Origin of the sequence: Bacillus sp. FJAT-22090 (assembly GCF_001278755.1) — a bacterium.
Lineage (GTDB): Bacteria > Bacillota > Bacilli > Bacillales_A > Planococcaceae > Psychrobacillus.
In genome coordinates this window covers 1,039,612-1,058,876 of the sequence record NZ_CP012601.1, presented here as the reverse complement: position 1 = coordinate 1,058,876, position 19,265 = coordinate 1,039,612, and the positions used below count along the sequence as shown (strand labels likewise).

The 19,265-nt window shown below is 33.6% G+C and carries 23 protein-coding genes and 1 pseudogene; 3 read left to right on the top strand and 21 right to left on the bottom strand.

The genetic code is table 11. The features are described 5' to 3' along the window. Positions 1 to 139 precede the first annotated feature (139 nt). From AM499_RS05575 to AM499_RS05530, 11 genes are all read right to left on the bottom strand, one after another. Positions 140 to 1,114: an alpha/beta fold hydrolase gene (locus AM499_RS05575; protein WP_156316759.1), complete on the bottom strand. Its 975-nt coding sequence runs from the start codon at positions 1,112 to 1,114 to the stop codon at positions 140 to 142. 392 nt (positions 1,115 to 1,506) lie between these two features. Continuing rightward, a complete protein-coding gene (locus AM499_RS05570; RefSeq protein ID WP_053589269.1) occupies positions 1,507 to 2,403 on the bottom strand; it encodes an RCC1 domain-containing protein in 897 nt (298 codons plus the stop codon). A 256-nt stretch (positions 2,404 to 2,659) separates the two neighbouring features. Next, positions 2,660 to 3,055 carry a DUF5694 domain-containing protein gene (locus tag AM499_RS05565; RefSeq protein ID WP_269432405.1) on the bottom strand — a complete coding sequence of 132 codons (396 nt, stop codon included), beginning with the start codon at positions 3,053 to 3,055 and terminating at the stop codon, positions 2,660 to 2,662. Next, complete coding sequence (locus AM499_RS22215; protein ID WP_269432404.1) at positions 3,001 to 3,363, bottom strand: DUF5694 domain-containing protein; 363 nt, start codon at positions 3,361 to 3,363, stop codon at positions 3,001 to 3,003. Before AM499_RS22215 ends, AM499_RS05565 begins: the two co-directional genes overlap by 55 nt. Before the next feature lie 155 nt (positions 3,364 to 3,518). After that, on the bottom strand, positions 3,519 to 3,971 hold the full coding sequence (locus tag AM499_RS05560) for a hypothetical protein (protein WP_053589268.1): 453 nt from the start codon (positions 3,969 to 3,971) through the stop codon (positions 3,519 to 3,521). Between the two features lie 150 nt (positions 3,972 to 4,121). Beyond that, positions 4,122 to 4,562, bottom strand: a complete 441-nt coding sequence (locus AM499_RS05555) for an NUDIX domain-containing protein (RefSeq protein WP_053589267.1) — start codon at positions 4,560 to 4,562, stop codon at positions 4,122 to 4,124. Between the two features lie 178 nt (positions 4,563 to 4,740). Beyond that, complete coding sequence (locus AM499_RS05550) at positions 4,741 to 5,316, bottom strand: hypothetical protein (RefSeq protein ID WP_053589266.1); 576 nt, start codon at positions 5,314 to 5,316, stop codon at positions 4,741 to 4,743. A 145-nt stretch (positions 5,317 to 5,461) separates the two neighbouring features. After that, positions 5,462 to 5,749, bottom strand: a complete 288-nt coding sequence (locus AM499_RS22355) for a TIGR04104 family putative zinc finger protein (protein WP_053589265.1) — start codon at positions 5,747 to 5,749, stop codon at positions 5,462 to 5,464. A 226-nt stretch (positions 5,750 to 5,975) separates the two neighbouring features. Further along, positions 5,976 to 6,437, bottom strand: a complete 462-nt coding sequence (locus AM499_RS05540; protein ID WP_053589264.1) for a hypothetical protein — start codon at positions 6,435 to 6,437, stop codon at positions 5,976 to 5,978. Between the two features lie 187 nt (positions 6,438 to 6,624). Beyond that, a complete protein-coding gene (locus AM499_RS05535; protein WP_053589263.1) occupies positions 6,625 to 7,398 on the bottom strand; it encodes an HAD-IIB family hydrolase in 774 nt (257 codons plus the stop codon). A gap of 230 nt (positions 7,399 to 7,628) precedes the next feature. Then, positions 7,629 to 8,060 (bottom strand): MarR family winged helix-turn-helix transcriptional regulator, encoded by a 432-nt coding sequence (locus tag AM499_RS05530; RefSeq protein ID WP_053589262.1) that lies wholly within the window; start codon positions 8,058 to 8,060, stop codon positions 7,629 to 7,631. Positions 8,061 to 8,205: 145 nt separating this feature from the next. On the opposite strand from AM499_RS05530, the gene AM499_RS05525 reads away from it, so the two are divergent. Further along, positions 8,206 to 8,682, top strand: a complete 477-nt coding sequence (locus tag AM499_RS05525) for a GNAT family N-acetyltransferase (protein ID WP_053589261.1) — start codon at positions 8,206 to 8,208, stop codon at positions 8,680 to 8,682. Positions 8,683 to 8,766: 84 nt separating this feature from the next. Here AM499_RS05525 and AM499_RS21225 read toward each other — a convergent pair. The 10 genes and pseudogenes from AM499_RS21225 to AM499_RS05470 form a co-directional block, all read right to left on the bottom strand. After that, positions 8,767 to 10,133 (bottom strand): IS3 family transposase gene (locus tag AM499_RS21225; protein ID WP_156316758.1). Its coding sequence is split into 2 segments (ribosomal slippage): positions 8,767 to 9,635 and positions 9,635 to 10,133, totalling 1,368 coding nucleotides; the frame shifts between segments, so codons are not numbered across the junction. Between the two features lie 264 nt (positions 10,134 to 10,397). Continuing rightward, positions 10,398 to 10,859, bottom strand: a complete 462-nt coding sequence (locus AM499_RS05510) for a GNAT family N-acetyltransferase (RefSeq protein ID WP_053589258.1) — start codon at positions 10,857 to 10,859, stop codon at positions 10,398 to 10,400. A 546-nt stretch (positions 10,860 to 11,405) separates the two neighbouring features. Then, a complete protein-coding gene (locus AM499_RS05505; RefSeq protein WP_053589257.1) occupies positions 11,406 to 11,834 on the bottom strand; it encodes a hypothetical protein in 429 nt (142 codons plus the stop codon). Between the two features lie 125 nt (positions 11,835 to 11,959). Continuing rightward, a pseudogene (locus AM499_RS05500) lies at positions 11,960 to 12,189 on the bottom strand (cyclase). Positions 12,190 to 12,438: 249 nt separating this feature from the next. After that, positions 12,439 to 12,819: a VOC family protein gene (locus AM499_RS05495; protein WP_053589256.1), complete on the bottom strand. Its 381-nt coding sequence runs from the start codon at positions 12,817 to 12,819 to the stop codon at positions 12,439 to 12,441. A gap of 21 nt (positions 12,820 to 12,840) precedes the next feature. Continuing rightward, on the bottom strand, positions 12,841 to 13,263 hold the full coding sequence (locus AM499_RS05490; protein WP_053589255.1) for an SRPBCC domain-containing protein: 423 nt from the start codon (positions 13,261 to 13,263) through the stop codon (positions 12,841 to 12,843). Between the two features lie 467 nt (positions 13,264 to 13,730). Continuing rightward, positions 13,731 to 14,072 carry a hypothetical protein gene (locus AM499_RS05485; protein WP_053589254.1) on the bottom strand — a complete coding sequence of 114 codons (342 nt, stop codon included), beginning with the start codon at positions 14,070 to 14,072 and terminating at the stop codon, positions 13,731 to 13,733. A gap of 364 nt (positions 14,073 to 14,436) precedes the next feature. Continuing rightward, a complete protein-coding gene (locus tag AM499_RS05480; protein WP_053589253.1) occupies positions 14,437 to 14,958 on the bottom strand; it encodes a DUF3995 domain-containing protein in 522 nt (173 codons plus the stop codon). Positions 14,959 to 15,366: 408 nt separating this feature from the next. Next, positions 15,367 to 15,735: a hypothetical protein gene (locus tag AM499_RS05475; RefSeq protein WP_053589252.1), complete on the bottom strand. Its 369-nt coding sequence runs from the start codon at positions 15,733 to 15,735 to the stop codon at positions 15,367 to 15,369. Between the two features lie 456 nt (positions 15,736 to 16,191). Next, positions 16,192 to 16,671 carry a GNAT family N-acetyltransferase gene (locus AM499_RS05470; RefSeq protein ID WP_053592104.1) on the bottom strand — a complete coding sequence of 160 codons (480 nt, stop codon included), beginning with the start codon at positions 16,669 to 16,671 and terminating at the stop codon, positions 16,192 to 16,194. A 448-nt stretch (positions 16,672 to 17,119) separates the two neighbouring features. On the opposite strand from AM499_RS05470, the gene AM499_RS05465 reads away from it, so the two are divergent. Then, the gene (locus tag AM499_RS05465) at positions 17,120 to 17,656 is read left to right on the top strand and encodes a sigma-70 family RNA polymerase sigma factor (RefSeq protein WP_053589251.1); all 537 of its coding nucleotides are present in this window, start codon (positions 17,120 to 17,122) and stop codon (positions 17,654 to 17,656) included. 3 nt (positions 17,657 to 17,659) lie between these two features. After that, complete coding sequence (locus AM499_RS05460) at positions 17,660 to 18,778, top strand: DUF4179 domain-containing protein (protein WP_053589250.1); 1,119 nt, start codon at positions 17,660 to 17,662, stop codon at positions 18,776 to 18,778. Positions 18,779 to 19,265 lie beyond the last annotated feature (487 nt).

Here is a 19,265-nt window from a genome sequence, read left to right as displayed (position 1 = left end):
TAAGTGTAACATTTCACAATGTATAGCAGAAATCTTCTTGAGTTTTGGACATAAAAATAGACCATCGAATTGATGGTCATGTTTAACTATAGTACCCGTTAGTTGAAGAACAATAGTGCTTTCCCATCATTTAATTCAATCACTTAAATCTTTCTGTGAATTCATCAACGTGTTCGCTCATTTCCATATAATGAGTCCAATGTAAATAATGGTGTCCTTCTATAGTTACTAGATTATTAACATCTATATTTTGTATTTGTGCTTTATAAAAATTTATATTTGATTTACCATCTCCATTTACATTTTCTTCTTTCGTAGTAAAGATCATAACAGGTAGATCATGCGGGAATGTCATATCTATTGTTTTATCAATGTTATTATTTATCTCGTTCGCTTCATTAACTACATTTTTGTTGTAGCCTTTCCAAGAGGAGATAGCTTTTGTCATTCTTAGATTTTCTTCCGTATAAGTGCCTTTCTCAGAAATAGGTAGAAAATTATCTGGAGTTAAGTATAATGCTAATCTTGCAATTCCAGTTGGTGCCACATAACTCAAATATTTAGGCATAGTAGGAACAGTTTCACCGAAATATTCCAATGCCTGTGGTAGGGTAGAATCTATTCCTATGATTGCTTTAACTTCTTCGGGATATCTATTAGCATAATACATACTATAGATTCCGGAAATTGAATGAGGCATCAATATATATGGGCCGCTTATGTTTAATTTTTTAAGAGCAGTCCTTGTTTCCTCTACTATGTTCTCCACTGTTCGTGCCTTGTTGGTTATATCGCTCCACCCATATCCGAACGACTCTACCACTACTACCTTATTATTCTTTGCCAATTCATTTATCAAAGGCTCAAAATCCAGTGCTGGCGCTGCGGTTCCAAGGCCACTTAATAAAACTATTGTATTATCCCCTTCACCCTTTGTATAGACGTGCATACTCTTACCATCTACTTCGACTAATTTCCCTATTGCTGGATATTTTTTTTGTTCATATGTAGTCATTACGTTACTGAAAATGAACCAAATAACAAGTGCTGCAACTATAGCTAATAAAATATTCCTTAAAACAGTCCAAAATCTAAACTTTATTTTGGTTTTCATTATTTTCACCACTCCTGTAGCTTTCTTTCTTCTTGATTCCACTTTACTGTGTGGGGGAATTCCTAGTAATGAACCTAAGAATTATTTTAAGCTAGGTCTTGGGGCGTATTAAACTAAACCGCTGCGTTAGTTCAATAAGAAAAAAGAGTTGCCTAAGCAACCCATGTACTTTAACTAAAGCACCCGTTAGTCAATTGCTAACATATCTTTTTTTTAATAACTTTGCGTTTACATCCCACAAATCTACTATACTGCTGCTTTTTGAATAAGGAAAAGGCTTTACTCTTTCTTGAAGTAAAGCATCCGTTAGCTGAAGAAGAAATTTTACCTTTTTTGTTTAATCCTTTTTTGGATTTATTAGTTGCAGGAACTGTATCCTTTTTACCCGAAAACTAATTGTTGGGCAGTTGGATGCCTCGCCAGCCGCTTATATCGCATTGGCCATATTCATTATCACCCACAGCAACCACTGTGCCGTCCGATTTAAGCCCGACGGTATGGGCACAACCCGCCGCAATTGCCACAATATCGCGCCAATCACTTACATTACATTGGCCATACTCATTCCACCCCACTGCCGCCACAGTACCGTCCGATTTAAGGCCGATGGTATGATTACTACCTACCGCTATCGCCACAATACCGCGCCAGCCGCTTACATCGCATTGGTCATTTTTATTCAAACCCACAGCCATCACCGTGCCGTCAGATTTAAGACCGATTGTATGAAGATAACCCGCCGCGACCGCCACAATATCGCACCAACCACTTACATTGCATTGGCGATACCGATTATTACCAACAGCCGTCACCGTACCGTCCAATTTAAGCCCGATGGTATGCCAGTCACCCGCCGCGACCGCAACAATATCATGCCAGCCGTTTACATTGCATTCAACTTCATTATTTCGGCCCACTGCTACTACCGTGCCATCCGATTTAAGCCCAATGGTACGACGCCAACCTGCCGCAACCGCTATAATATCACGCCAGTCGTTTACGTCGCATTGGTAATGCTTATTCCAACCCACAGCCGCCACCGTGCCGTCAGATTTAAGACCGATTGTATGAGCATTACCCGTGTTCGTTGCCATATGAACATTACCAGCCACGACCGCCACAATATCGCGCCAGCCGCTTATATCACATTGGCCATATTTATTATCACCCACAGCCATCACCGTGCCGTCAGATTTAAGCCCAACGGTATGACGACGCCCCGCCGCTATGGTATCTTTAGGCCACCGTTTCACTTTTAACACCTCTTCTTTGGGTAAAATGTAATCCATGTTTTACCTCCTTGAAAACAAGACCTATTTTATTATTGTATAACTTTTGCTTGTTATACTAACCTGCCCCGTTAGTTTAAGTGTACCATTTCACAATGGATTTCTGAGATCTACTTGATGTTTTGGATAAAAAAATAGACCATCGGAAAGATGGTCTTGTTTAACTAAAGCACCCGTTAGTTGAAGAAGAAAAAGAGACGCATATTAAACAAGCACGCCCTTTTTGCGGAATATCCATCTAAAGCAAAGCACCCTTTCAGGATAGATAAGTTAGTGGTTGGACAATCTCACAAATCTCACTCTCTTCAAGAAATTTATTAACTATACTTGAATGCGAGCCACCTACTATAAATAAAACTCGTTCCTCTTCCGAATCAATTAGACGAGTTAAATTAGCAAACATAATCAAATTTCTTTTATACCACCAACTTAGCCAGTTCATACCAACATAATTATTAAAATCACCGATACGTGCTAAATTTACATACATTTTATGCAACTTGTTAAGTAAAGTGGGGGCATTTAATTCTTTATAGTAATCTATTATACTTTTATCTTCCGACAATTCAGGGAACACAAAACCCTCATATATTTCATTTAAAAGTTCTGGTTGATTTTCTTTTGCCCAACTTTCAACTTCTCCATAATCCATGTCTGACTCACCCATCCAATAGTTGGATAAATCTGTTCATGCCCCATCTTTAAACCTAAACGAAAGCCTACTTGAAATATTTCATTCATTTCTAGTTTGTGTGTACCTAATTTATATTGTTTATATTTCTCATTACAATATTCACAATCCTCTGGTACCATTTCAACTGCAATCTTCGTTGGTTTAAAGCTTGATAGTTTAGATACTAATTCCTCAATTTCAGTTTGCCTTCTTTCAGAATTTAAACCTTCATGTTCAGACATATGAAAAGTTCCAAGTACAAGAACTTTCGCTTTTTCCAATTTCATTGTAAATCCTCCTTTGTTAAAGTAAATGGCACGATCTATTTCAACAACAAAATTTATAGCGATTCCTTCTTAACTAAACTGCTGCGTTAGTTCAATAAGAAAAAAGGCTTTACCCCTTCTTGAAGTAAAGCACCCGTTAGTTTAATAAATTATATTCATCTATCTAATGTCCATCCTTCAGCTAATCTCTGTTTAAGTAAGGTGTCATTCCAAATTCTCCAAGGTGATAGTTGCTTTTGTTCCTCAGTCATTCTTTCGACTGTTTCTCTTTTCCAAGTGTCATAATCAATGATATGCCAACAGATCAATTCACCATTTACCATATATTCACTTCTAAATTTTTTAGGTAATTTAAAATCTTGTGGGATTGGATAACTACCCTTTTTAGTTACTAACTTTTGATTTAGAGCTGTTCCTAAAGGGAAATGAATAAGATATAATTCTTTCTTTTTCAGTAATTCATCTTCTATAACATAACCCTCCTCAAATAAGTAGGGTAATATTCGGATTAACTCACCTATGGTTTCGTCTTTATGAACATATTGAAATAACCCTATTCCATTTGATGTAACTATCTCAAAAACATCACCAATTTTTAATCGTGCCACTCAAATCATTCCCTAGTATTTTTCTGTATTTTAACATACGCCTTATTAAACTAAACTGCTGCATTAGTTCAATAAGAAAAAGCTACCCTTTCAGGCAGCCACTTGTTCAACTAAAGCACCCGTTAGTGCAATAAGGACCACAGCAAAATTTTATTTTATATAATCAAATATTTTAATGTCTACCTCATCTATATATCCAACCTGTTCTTTTAAATTCCACAATTTTATTTCAGATGTCTCATTATTTTTTTGAAATGGTTGGAGTTCTTCAAGAGTAGTAAAATAGACAGGATTATATTTCACTTCATCATTTGAGAGGTTTTTCACTTTTAATAAACCCTTAAATTCTAAATCTGAAACGATTTGACTAGTTTCCTCGTAAAGTTCTCTGATTGCACAATTCTTTGACGTTTCATTCTCCTCTCTTTGTCCCGCTGGCAATTCCCATTGTTTTCTCCAAGTGTTATAACATAAAAGATATTTGTCATCACACTTGATTACTGCATACGAGCCAGCTAATCGTTGATAATCGTATATTTCTTCTTCTTTTACTATGAGAAAATCAAAACCATTGTTCTTAGTGATTTTCAATTAATTACCTCCTCGTTCTTGAAACATTACTTATTAAACTAACCTGCCGCGTTAGTTGAACAAGATAATACAACATCCCTATATTCTCATATCCCCAATCTTTTCACACAGAGCTTTAGTAAAAGAGACCTCTTATCCACTCTACAGTCTTCACTGAAGCCCATATCACTTAAAAACTTTAATCAACGATTTTATACCACTTTAAATCTTCGGGAATATGAACCTGATTTACGTTTTTGGGAAGACCGTAATAATAAAGTGCTTTCCCCTCTTTATTAAATGCAGTTGCATTTAGTGAGTCCAATTGTTTGCTAAATGAAAATAAGAAAGAGATTCGCTCACCTTTTTTAATTACTTTTCTTTCAATATAAGGGTCTACACCAGCCTCTATATAAACAACTTCATTATCATTAGATATGACACTTAATAATGTGGCTGCATCATTTTTCCCTGTGAAGCTAAAACCACCTACAGTTTGAATTTCATCTGCATTGAAAGGTACATTGGTAGATACACTGCTTCGATGTAGTAATCCAAACTTCTCGGATAATACTGTTTGAAATATCTCTTCGTTATTACTCTTAAATAAAAATATAGTAGATTTACCTATATCATATTCCTCCACTAACTCAGCATCTTTTGATAGGATTGAGTTTCCTTTGGCAGCACTTAATGCAGTAAACCTATATCCACTAATAATAAATAACACAATGATTACAATTAGTATCGGTATAACCTTGCTCCATTTTTTCATATTAAATTCCCCTTTTTTACTTTCTTATCTTCTTCAACTAAACTGCCGCTTTAGTTGAAAAAGAAAAAGAGCTACCTAAGCAACCCCATGATCTTTAACTAAAGCACCCGTTAGTTGAAGTGTAAATCATCACAATCTACATATTTTATGTAATAACGTTTTTATATTTCACTAGAAATGGTATAAGTAATGAGCCAGTAAAACTAATACAAATACCTATCAAAATATTTACAAAATCATTATCAAAGGGTGACAAAATCAATCCGAAAATTGGTATTGGTAAAGTAAGAAAAACCCCTATCAACCTTGAAGGAAAAGATATTTTATAATCAGTACCACACTTTTCACATTGAATAGATTTGTAGAACCACATTACCGAATTGTAGATTTTACCCCATTTTAATGGATGGTTACAGTTGTTACACTTTTGCATATTTTAACCCCTTTCTATTTCAGTCCAACTTTACACTAAACTAACCTCCGTCTTTACTTGAATACGTTTGAAACGAATCGAGGTTCCATTTTTAAATAAATTTTCCATTTTCTTGTTAAACTAACCTGCCCCGTTAGTTCAATAAGAAAAAAGAGTTGCCTAAGCAACCCATGTTCTTTTACTAAAGCACCTGTTAGTTGAAGAATAAATACTAAATATCTAACCCTTAAAAGATATTTGCCCCATTTTTAATCCTTGATACTACTTCATCTTCATTAAACTCTAAAGGTATATCACCATATCGTAGTTCATCAATCATTTCACTTATTTCATACCACTCAATCAAATCATCTGGATAATGTAAATCCGAAGCTACAATCCGAAAAATCCTATAAGCAAAATCAAATGTCACGGAATGGCTATTTTCCTTTATTATTTTTATTGCTAAATGACCTATATAGGCTCTAGCACATATCTCAAAGGTTGGTTTCTGTATTCCCAACTCATTTAAAGCTCTTTTAAAATAAACTTCCACGTCGAAAATATTTTCGTCAAATGAAAATGAAGAAATTATATTTACGGAAGGTGATGACACATCGTTTTCTAATAAGTTGTGCGACCAATATACATAATCCTCAGTCGAAATAGTTCTCTTTTGAATCTTATAAAATAAAGCATTTGTTTCCACTTTATCAACCACCTTAATGGTACTTTTCCTCCAGCCATCCTATATCTTTATTCAACAAAACTGATCGTCAGCTTAAGTTTAACATTTCACAATGGATTTCTGAGATCTACTTGATGTTTTGGATAAAAAAATAGACCATCGAAACGATGGTCTTATTCAACTAAAGCACTCGTTAGTGAAATTAGAACTATACGTGGATTGATCTATATTCTTTTGAAAGAGTGAGTATTTTTTCTACGATTTCCTGTTCGTAATCCCCACTCAATGAAATAGTTTCTTTTGCAAAAGGAGCTAATTGTTCGTGATAGCCAATCATCACTGTATGGAATGCTTTTTCAAACATTGATATATCATTCGCATCGTTCCCAAAAGCAATATATGTATTTTCTTTTATCCCAAGAGTCTTTAATGCACTCCATTTATTTATCCCACTTGGGCTGATATCAAGTACATTCTCGTTACTATGTTTATTTACATATACATTAAGTTTTGAAAGTTTTTCTGCTAATTCATCCATATTATTTGAGGTAAGAAACAGAACTTTAACTACTGAATCAAGAGACTCTAAACTAACCATTTTAGCTAATTTTGCAGGGTCTAAATTTTGAAGTATAGGGTGTGTATCTGACCCTGTATAAGCATAGTCCCACTCACCATCTATTAGATAAGTAGCATTATATTGTTTAATAAGACTCTTTATTTCGTTAATTTCATCTGTTGAAAACGAATTGGATTTGATTACTTTTCCTCCTTTTGATATTAAAGAGCCATTTCCCCCAATCATAGTGTAATGATGAAACGCTTCGTCTATAACAGGTAGCATATCTCGAATAGGTCTAGCAGATGCGAAAATGACTTCAATACCCGCTTCCCTTAACTGTGATAATGAAAGAAGTATCCTGTTAGATATTGGTTGTCCTTTAAAACAAACTGTTCCATCTAAATCAAAAACTAATCTCAAAAGTCTCACTCACTTTCATATTAAGAGTATAAATTATAATTTAATTATTCTGCGAAAAAGAAAATTAATTGTCTTCTTTTTCAACTAACCTGCTTCGTTTGTTTAAGTGTAACATTTCACACTTGTCAAGATTCACCTCAAATTTATGTTTACTAGGTTAGTTTAGTTTACACTTATACCAAGATAAACTGATTGAACATCGCCTCCAAAAATGCTCTTCCGAATTTTCATTACTTATTTTTATCTAATTTTTCTTTTATTATCATCATCGAAATACGAATTTCATTAATCTCACTATCAGTTAGTCCATTAAACAATTGATTTATTTGTTCATCTGACTGAATATTAATTTTATCCAGCAGTTCCTCTCCTTTTTTGGTCAAATAAAGAAAGTTTTTTCTACTGTCGATTATTGAGCTTTTTTTCTCTATTAATTCTTCTCTCTCTAATTTACGTAAAATTCTGCTCATATAGCTTCTATCAATATTCAGTTCTTGAACGAGATTATTGGCAATACATTCGGTTCTTTCGCTAATTTCAAATAGTACTCGTGCTTCGATTAATGAATAATCTGTATCTAAAATTTGGTTATTAAATAAACTTAGTAACTTTGTATAAAATCTGTTGAATTGTCTGATATCATAAATAATATCTTTATCCATATATTCTCCTTTAGTTGACTTTGTCCACATTTAATTTTAATATAACTATAACCCTAAAAAGTGGACTTTGTCTACGTTTTTGAGGATGCCCATATTCAAAAATCTTTCGCAATCTTTATTTAGAGCGAATTGAAGGAGATAATATATGATCATTAGAGAAATTAGAAAAGAAGACAATGTAAAGGTAAAGGAAATAATACAAGACTCACTAAAATCACTTGGATTAGCGATTCCTGGTTCAGCTTATTTTGACCCTCAACTTAACGACCTTCACCAATATTATAATAATTTTAAACATGCGACCTATTGGGTAGTAGAAATGGAAGGAGAAGTTGTTGGTGGAATTGGTATAGCACCGTTTAATGAACATGATATTGTTTGCGAATTGCAAAAGCTATATTTAAGTAAAAAAACACAAGGTTTAGGATTGGGAAAGAAGTTAATGGAAACGGCTTTGTCATTTGCCTCTAAACATTATGAAAAGTGTTACTTAGAAACAATGCATGAATTAAAAGCTGCATGTATATTATATGAAAAATTTGGATTTATTCTTTTACACGAACCACTATCAGGTTCTGACCATTCTGCTATGGATGCGTGGTATTTAAAAGATTTGAATTAGAAGCAAGAAGTCCATTAATCAAGAAATTAATATAAAGAAAAAGCCTCCAATTGTGAACTGACCCAATAAAGTTAGACAAATAATTTAGGCAGCTTCTAAGATCTGTGTTCGGTATTCTACCTGGCTCAGATCTTTTAATTTTGCCTTCATTCGCTTGTGATTATAATAATCCATATATTCTTCTAATTCCTTTTCAAAATGCGCCATGCTCTCAAACTCTTGTAAATAAAGCAGTTCAGACTTTAATAGGCCAAAGAAATTTTCAATGACTGCGTTATCTAAACAGTTCCCTTTACGAGACATACTCTGTGTAATTTGATGTGCTTGTAATGTCTGTTGATATTTTTTCATTTGATAATGCCAGCCTTGATCGGAATGAAGGATGACTTCGTCTCCTGGCTGGAGGCGCTGAACAGCTTCGTCTAACATATCTCCTACAAGTTGGTAGACCGGTCGATTCATGACTTTATATGCGATAATTTCTCCATTACACAAATCAAGAACAGGTGACAGATAACGTTTTTCTCCAAATAGATGGAATTCAGTCACGTCTGTTACCCATTTTTGATTCATTTTCTCTGCCTTAAAATCACGTTGTAGTACATTAGGAGCGATTTTCCCAACGTTTCCTTTATAAGAGCGATACTTCTTCATACGGACCTCACATTTTAAACCAATTTCATTCATCAAGCGGTTGATGGTCTTCGGATCATGAGTAAAACCGTATTTCTGCAGTTCTTTCGCGATGCGACGGTAACCATAACGACCCTTATGTTCGTGATAAATGATCTTAATGGCTTCTTTTCCCGCTTCATATTTATCGACTTGATCCAATCGTTTTTCCCAGTAGTAATAAGTACTGCGTGGAATGTCAGCGACCTCAACTAAATCCACGACCTCATATTGTCCCTTTAGTTCAAAAATTACTTGCGCTTTGATTTTGTTTGTAATTTTTCCTGCGTCTGAACTAAAGCGTTTAACTTTTTTAAATAAGCATTTTCCATTTCTAAACGCTCGACTTTCGCTTGCAGAGCTTCGACTGAGTCTTCTGCTGGAGTGGATGTTGGTGATATAATTTTCTTCGTTTGTTTTTTCATGGATGGACGCCCCTTTTTCTTTGGTTCAAGCGCGTCCATTCCTTTTGTCTTAAGCAACTGTTCCCACTTATACACGGTACTAGGGGAAGAAATATTAAATGTGCTTGCGGTTTCTCGAAGAGACGCACCAGTTTTGATCATAAAATTGAGTACGTCTAGTTTAAACGCTGATGAGTAACTTGTATAGTCGTCTTTCTGAAAACCATGTTCACCTTGTGCTTCAAATAGTTTTACCCAAGTAATGACTTGAGATTTAGCTGCGCCAATGCTTTCTGCAATAGTTTTATAGCTTTGGTTTCCAGTTAAATAGCGTTCCACCGCTTCTAATTTAACTTCTACTGTATATTTAGACATAAAAACACCCCGTAAATGTTAGTTAATGTCTAACATTTACGGGGCAGTTCATTGTCGAGTTCGGCTTTTTTTATAACTTTGTTAAGGAATGTACTTAAACTAAACTGCGTCGTTAGTTTAAGTGAAACATTTCACACTGGATTTCTGAGATCAACTTGACGATTTGGATAATAAATAGACCATCGAAAATGATGGTCTTGTTCTGCTAAAGCACCCGTTAATTTAAGTGAAATCATTCACATTATATTTACTTTAGAATTGTATTTACTTTAAACCTGTTTCTTTTTCATATAGCTTGATATGCCCACCACTAACTCCGTATACGACGCCGCTATTTTTCCATCCATATTTTTCATAATAGCCATCAATATCTGTAGACAAATAAAGCTTATCATATCCTTTTCTTGCTGCTTCTTTCAGACTGTGTTGAAGCAACTTAGAACCTATTTCTCTACCTCTATATTCTTCTTTCACGAATAAGCAGGCGAGCCACGGGCATAGGTCTTGGCGGCTGTTAAGGTCATTTCTTAATAATGCATAAGTTCCAATGATTTCCTCCTTTTCTATCAACACATAAAACCTTGGAATATCTGATGAAATACAACAAGAATGAATCATAGCATCTTCATAAAATTTATAATTATGCTCATTTCCCCATTCTTTCCAGAATACTTGAATTGCTTTTTCGAATAGGTTATTCCTTTCCAGTAATTCAATAATTTGCATTCATTTTCCCCCTATCCAGTTATATTCATAAAATAACTTAACTAAAACATTTCTTCTGTTAAACTAAGCTTCTTCTTTAGTTCTACATTAAATAGCGTTAATCCTTCTTTCCATAACTTGAATAGTTAAACCAAAACGCCCGAAATTCTTATGCATCAAAGGTTTCGATCGTTCCATATAATCCAGATTATTTGCGTTAATTACGATTATGAAATCGTTGGGTCATGAACGGTTAGTTGGAAACCGGAGTTGTTTGGAGAGTATACATAATAGAAGAGATTAAAAGACACATGTTGAATATAACTAAATATAGAAGTTCTTCTTTAAACCTTATGTAACCATAAAATATAAAGAGTCCATTTTGAAAACAAGATTGTTCAAAATGGATTCTTCTCTGTGATTTAGTATTCAGTTTCATAAAAGAGCTTGATTACATTATTGTTCCTTCTTCAACTCAAGCACACGTTAGCTTAAGTACATTTTTTCACAAATCTTATAAAGCAACTGTACTTTTAAGGTTGATTGTATCCTTTAAGAACTTCTCCGTTAGTATTTCTCGATTTTTATTGTTATATTTTCTTCGCTAATTGTTACGTTTTCTGTTTCAGAAACTTTCTTTATAGAATCTTCAACTATTTGTTGAATCATCGTATCATCAACTTTTACATCCTTTGGGAAACTTACTGATACAGAAATTTCTTTAACACTACCACCTAACATTATTGCTATTGACTCACTATCAAATCCCGTTAGCTCTGTAATAGATACTATTATTTCATTTTGTAATTCTGATAAGAAATTTGATTCTGATTCTGATAATAAATTTGCATCATTTTCCCCGTTTTTCGGAGCATCTATTACTTCCACTTCCGGCTCTCCATTACACCCAACTAACAAAATTAAACTAAATAAAATCCCTGAAATTATAGATTTTTCATCACTTCTTAATTCTCCTTTCAAAAATAAATTACACATTCCACAACAATTCTCCATACGTAAGTTTGACGGTATCTAACCTGCACCGTTAGTTCAATAAGAAAAAGCTACCCCTAAAGGCAGCCTCTTGTTAAACTAAAGCACCCGTTAACTGAAGAAGTCGGTTACTTTCCAGAATCAACGATTTTGCGTTTATGTTTTTCATTGATTATTTTCTTATTAAAAATCCTAACTTTTCCAACCATTTTAGTAACCTCATATCCTCTACAATATACTTAGCTAACTCTTGGTCAGTGATGTCATCTCCATCAATATCAAGGCGGAATTCCTGCCCTTGAAGCCCACCGCCATTAGTAAACTCTATTTCAAAGTCAAATTGAACTCTTTTATCCATTTAGACCCTCCTAAAATATTGGTTGATACACTCCTTAAGATTATTAATTTATGTGCAATATTCAAATTAATAGACTTAAAGTACGGCAGGAATATTCCCAATAAAGAAATAGTACAAATAATGGTATTGTACATACTTGTTTAAGTACATTTTTTCACAATCTTTCATCAAAAAAAGGGTTGTTGTTTGACCCTTTTTAAACTTTATACCTACTATCTTTTCGAAAAGAACAATTTTAATTACTTACCATCAGTTTAAACGGTGGACAATTTCATATTGATTACCACAAGGGTCTTCGAAATATACTGCATAATAAGTTGGGCTGATTGGAAATTGTTGCGGTCCGCTTGTAATTCGCCCACCTATTTCTTTTATAAGTTGGGAAAGTCTATCAACTTCAATGCGGTCTTTTACCCAAAAACCTATGAGATTTTGATTTGGACTGTGCGAAACATCCTCCGTTATTGCAAAATATGCTACACTTGGGAGAGTTCCTTCCGCTGCGAAAACCTTCCAATTTGTACTGTGATATGTCTTAGTAAACCCAAGTTCAGGTAAAAACTTTTCATAAAACGGTAATACCTTCTCCAAGCTAGTTACTCTAAGGTCGATATGACTAAATGGATTCATATTTAATTCTCCTTTAGTGTTTTACATAAAATCTGGTATTCTTTCTCTAACTTCATCTAATACTTCTTCCCAATACACTTTCATTTTTTCCCTCGTATTACTATCATAAAGATTCTCTTGATGAAAACTAATTGTTGTTTTATTACTATCTCTCGGAATAAAACGGATTTGTACTGTAGAAGGTTTTTGCCACCCAACTTTTTGCCAAGTAAGACGAATTTGTTGTAGCGTTTTAACAACTCTGATTTCACCTGCTACTGTTTTCGTCACGAATTTCTGACGTTGTTTAAGAATGATATTGGTACTCTCTCCTAGCCATAATTTTAATCCTTCTTCACTTGTGATTAGTTCCCATGCTTTTTCCTGTGAAATTGGGAAGGTCCTTCTAACTCCAACTTGGAACCCAACGGTTTTCGTTTGTCCCACAATTCTCTGTAAATCCATTATTTCACCTCCTCAATCCATAACATATATTTGCTGTCAGTTACTATAAAATAAAATATAATTTCTTATCTTTACAATTCTTGATAATAACTAATAATTCCTTTTTTCAATAAAAATTATTCGATATACAATTTAACGAGAAATTCAACAATCTTGCCCGATTGCAGAATAGTATGACTGGCATTTCAAATAACTTTATTATTACTTAACACCTCAACTAAATTGCTCTTTTTTGAATAACTATCGTATAAAAGTTGAACAATAATTTTATGTATACAAATAAAAAAGCCCTATTATTGCCAAATGCAATGATAGGATATCTAATAATTTTCTAACATATATTTTCATAAAGTATTTTCAAACATAAGCTTTCATTAAAACACCCCCTTATTAAGAGATGTTCAAAACAGCAATAGTATTCCACCTTCTTCAACTAAAGCACCCGTTAGTTGAAGAAGACATTTTGTTTACCCTTCAACGATTACAAGATATTTTTTGATTTCTCCTTCAGATTCAACAATTAAAATATCTCCTCTTTCTTTGGTGGAAAAAATCTTTGCACCAACAGGAAGTTTATTCGACATCTTATCTTTAAAATCTGTATTTGTATCATTTTTTGTTTTTATTTCACCGATTTGAACATCTTTTGTTAAAGACAATTCTTCAACCCAATCAATATTAGTTTTGTAGATAACTCCATCATACTGAAAAATATCAGCATCAGAATCCAATGTTAAAACTTCTTCAGCATCAATACTATCAATTGTTACTGTGGTTACTTCCCCTTCATTGGAACATCCACTAATCATAAATAACGCTACTGCAATCAGGACATAAAATAACTTTTTAACCAGTGTAATACCTCCTTTATATATATAGTCGGAAATACTCTATCATAAGTTTCTTATTGAACTAAACTGCTTCGTTAGTTTAAGTGTAACATTTCACAATAGATCACCAATATCAAATTAATGTTTGGGACATAAAAATAGACCATCGAAATGATGGTCATGTTTTAACTAAACACCCATTAGCTGAACAAGAATACTAAGTTTGCTATGGAGCACAACACTTATTATTAAAATCAAATTTTGAGTTAATTTCTTTTAAAATAAAATGAGTTAGTCTACATACATCAAATAAGTATAATGTGACCAAAAATGATGAAGACTTCTAATGAATCGACTGCTTGTTTTTAATTCGATGCTGGAACGACAAAGTAGCTAAAAATACAGTTACTCCCCACAAAAACAATCCTCCGTAAGTAACCACATACACCCATATGGCTAACCCCTCGGTGTCTCCTTTTGGAAGCACTCCTAAAAATTGAAGCGATGTCAAGAAACAAATTAGAACTGTCAAAACCCCTACTGCCCATCCAGATATAATTAATACCCTATTTGATAGTTTCTCCCCCCAGGAAGTCACGAGCGCCAATGCAAATATAGATGCCAATATGGCCAAAATAGCCGTGAAGTCAATTCCAAAGTTATATAACGTTTTTAGAAAAGTCGGTCCTTCCTTTAATGTATCACCAAACCCAGCTACATTTTGTACAGCTTCTTTTGTTGTAATCCCTACCGTTGATCCCCATGCCCAAAGTGATTTTAAAAGCGCATACGGCAACAATGCAAGAGCTGCAACATAGCCCCAGACTTTAGTGATATAAGTTTTACGCTCTATTTCCGTCCTCATATGACTCTACACCTCCTATTACTCCATTAAGGCTATACTTTGAATCCCCTTGTTTAACGATTAAATGCATTTCCAGTATAAATATTCCCACTCCTTTGAATATCTTAACTTTGATGATACATAGGAGGGGTTTTATAATAGCGGGGCCGGCGTTCTATTTTTAACTACGTCTGGAGTCTTATTTATAACTACGTCTAAAAAATCACTTCGGATATTCCGTTGAATCACCTCAGTATTGCTTACACCTCTTCTTCAACTAACCTGCCGCGTTAGTTCAATAAGAAAAAAAGAGTTGCCTAAGCAACCCAGAATCTTCAACTAAAGCATCCGTTAGTTGAATAGTTCATTCATGAAATTATATCTTTTTAAAAAAGAAAATCACCTTTGATCAATTCTCGAGCTACCTCTTTATTTTCTCTCTAAATCAATTTTTTCCTCTTGGCCACCCCAAGTTATCAAAACTCGGAAAGAATCATCTTTATTGTCAGGTCGCGGTCCATCTAAACAGCCTGGAAAAATTTGTTTATGCCCTTTATTATCTAGTGTAAAATTGTGTTCGCATGATGAACTAGGAAATTCTGCTCTGAAGGTTACATCACTTTTTGGTTCTCCCCCAACAGACTGAATATCAACTACTTGCCGCCTTATTTTCTTTTCATCTTGGCTGATTGTGTAAACAACTTTCCAATTAGACGTTACGCCTTCGTAAGTCAAAGTCTTTTCACAGCCGGCTAAAACTAAAATAAGTAAGCAGCAGATTAATACATAGTATCTCATCGTTTTAATCATCTCCTGTTCTTTTTTAGATAAAATAAAAGCTAAGACAATTTTTTAGCTAGAAGATAAGCGAGGAAGAATATATAACCTTCTTCAACTAAACTGCTGCGTTAGTTCAATAAGAAAAGTTGCACTGTATAGGCAGTCGATTCTTGAACTAAAGCACCCGTTAGTTGAATTAGAACATTTATCTTTTCCTTAAAGAATTGTACTATTTGGGGCCGATGGATGCACAATTAATTAGGTTGGCGAACACGTTTCTAAAAGGAAAGTATTACCTAGTATTTAATGACCTTTTAATTCTCTTATAATGCAGACTAAATCACAACGAATGAATCCATTTTAATCAATCTTTATTTAAAATTTATGGTAATTAGCTAACCGTTTTTCTATTTGTATAATTGATAAACTTGGTGCATCGTAAAATGCAGTTATTTTTAGTTATGGTCTTATACATTATTTTATTAATAGTCTCATGATAATTTCCTCGCCGATACGTCCTATTTGTCTCTCATTTGTATCTTCAAATCCTACTTTTAAATATAGTTTTTGTGCTGGAATATTATCTTTATCTACTACTAATACAATTTCATCACATTTAGGGAATTCTGATTTTACAAAATCAATCAGTAATGACATCCCTTGTTTAGCGTAGCCTTTTCCTTGCTCTGTATTATTAATTGATAGTGCAGTTAATAACAAAGCGTTCAGATTAGTGGAGTATTTCTTAACTCGTTCATTTGAATTTAGAAGAAAGAAACCAACAGGTGTTTTATCACTTAAAATAACAATACGATACTGTCCTTCTGTAACTTCCCCAAATTTGTTTGGTAATGCAGAAAATTGTTTTTGTTCTTCTGTAAGTACAAAAGAGTTCAATACTATCATATGCTCACTTGAAAAATGCTTCAGTTCAACACCGCTAAAATTTTCCATAATATATTCCCCATTCATTTTTTCTATATCCTACCACTCTAAATATAGTGATTACATCATTAAAGATAATTTATTTAACTATCCTTGTTCAACTAACCTGCCCCGTTAGTTTAAGTGTAACATTTCACATTGTATCGGAGAAATCACTCTTGATGTTTTGGACGTAAAAATAGACCATCGTAATGATGGTCTTGTTTACTAAAGCACCCGTTTGCTTAATATAAACAATCTTGTAATTTGGGAACCAACTTTTTATATTTGACATAAAAACATTTGAATTCTAATCCATACAACTTTTGAAGAGGTCTAATAGTTCGTGTAAGCTGAGATTAGGACTGTATTTATGTTTAAGTTTTTAAAAAAAATATTTTACCCTATTTGATAGGTTTTTTGTTTTATATACGTATTAATAGGCAGGGTACCCAAAAACAAACAGGGAGAGGTTGAAATGAAGATAACGGATGAAAACGTTGTACAACAAATAATCTTGAAAAATGAAAAGACCATTCCTTATCTTATAAATAATTATGGAGGTCTGCTGAATGGTATTATTCGAAGATATTTGAATGGCAATCAACAAGATATAGAAGAATGCTTAGCAGATGTGTTAGTTTCGATTTGGTTTCATATTGATTCATTTGATTCCACAAAAAATGAGTTCAAGCAATGGATTGCTGCAATAGCTAAATACCGTGCCATTGACTATATTCGCAAAATAGAAAAATCAAAGCAACATGTCAGTAGGTTCAGGTTTGATGAACATGTATATAATCAATCAACGGTCAAGCCAAGTGAAATTGATTTATCTAACATATTAAGTGCATTGAATGATACAGAACGAGCGATATTTGAAAAATATTATGTGGATGGTGTTTCATCTAACGAAATTGCCAAGGCATACAAAGTAAAGCAATCTTGGGTTCATAATAAGCTTTCCAGAGGCAGAAAAAAGTTGAAAACTATTTTATTGAAGGATGGGGTGTGAAGTATGTCTATATTTAAAGAGTTAAATGATGTTAGATTAGACGTAAGTGAGTTTGAAGAAATGCCACTTTCAGTAATGGAACGAAATCGTATTCTAAAGAAAATGCATATCAAAATATCAACAAATAAAGCGAAGACGAGAAAGAAAAACTATTTTTTATTAGCTGCAGCCTCCTTCATAGTGATATCTAGTTTTACTTTAAGTCTTGCATTTCCGGTCTTAGCTGCTAATCTCCCGATTATCGGTAACATATTTGAATTGTTCAGTAATGATAAGAGCTATGTATTTGAGGAATATGAAAAGCATTCGACCGATATAGGGGTAACACAAGAAAGTAATGGAATTAGTATTACTGCAACTAATGCAGTATATGATGGAGAAAATATTACAATTGCCTACACGATTACTAGTGAACAGGATTTAGGAGAGAGACCTGTTTTACAAGCTAAAATGATTGTAGATGAATTTGGAGATCGTTACAAGCACAATGGATATTTTGAAAATTATATAGTAGAAAAAATAAATGACCATGAATACGCTGTATTATATATCTATCAATTACTTAAAGGATCTAAACCGGACGCTCTTCATGTTACATGGACGGGAGATTCAGTAATTAATTTAAATAATGTTCAACAAGAAACGTTTGGAAGTTGGTCTTTCCAATTTTCTTTAGACAAGTTAGACAATAAAACAAGAAACTATGCTTCTAGTGATTTTTCCACAGAGGATGAAGGGATTGCAGTAGAGTTAACAAAAATAACGCAAACTCCCGTTTCCTCTACCATATATCTGTCGGAACTAGTGGACGAGCGGTTAGTTGCACAAGAAAAGGAAGAAATGAGAGCAGTTTCAATCGACTACTTAATATCCGATAATTTAGGAAAAGAATACAAGTATGTCCATTACCATGATACTGGGCACAGTACAGATTTTGATGTGAATCATAAAAGTTATCCGAGAATTACGACGGATGTTCTGGATGATGCAGCGACAACTCTCACGATAACACCAATTGTAAATGTGATGAATGTGGATAATCCTAATTCAAATGGTGATGGTCCCCTAGTGCCAGTTATGGAACCTTACACTATTGAATCCATTCAAGTCCCAATAAATTAAAATTAGGATTTTCTTAGAGACTATATCCTCTTAAAGGTCCACCTAGCTTTTTGCTAGGTGGACCTTATTTAAACATAAGAAAATATTCCTGTTTGAAAGATTTTCATCGGTCTTAAAAAAGTAAAAGCCCTTTGTATAATCATAAGTATCAACGGCTATTGACTCATGACCTCTGAAATAGAAAAAATTAAAAGACAAATGAATCCCCCTAGGAGATAGAACAATACTTCCTATTCGTGCATTTTTACTGAGTATCTTCAGAGATTTTTTTGTACTTATGGTACCCAATCCGACATTAAAGAGGAATGTTTTTTCATTACCCTTCTTCAACTAAACTGCACCGTTAGTTTAAGTGTAACGTTTCACAATGGATTTCTGAGGTCAACAAAAAATAGACCATCAAAATGATGGTCTTGTTTAGCTAAAGCACACGTTAGTCCAATAAGCGTTTTAATTTTAATCCTTAGAATACTTTTCAACTAATGTC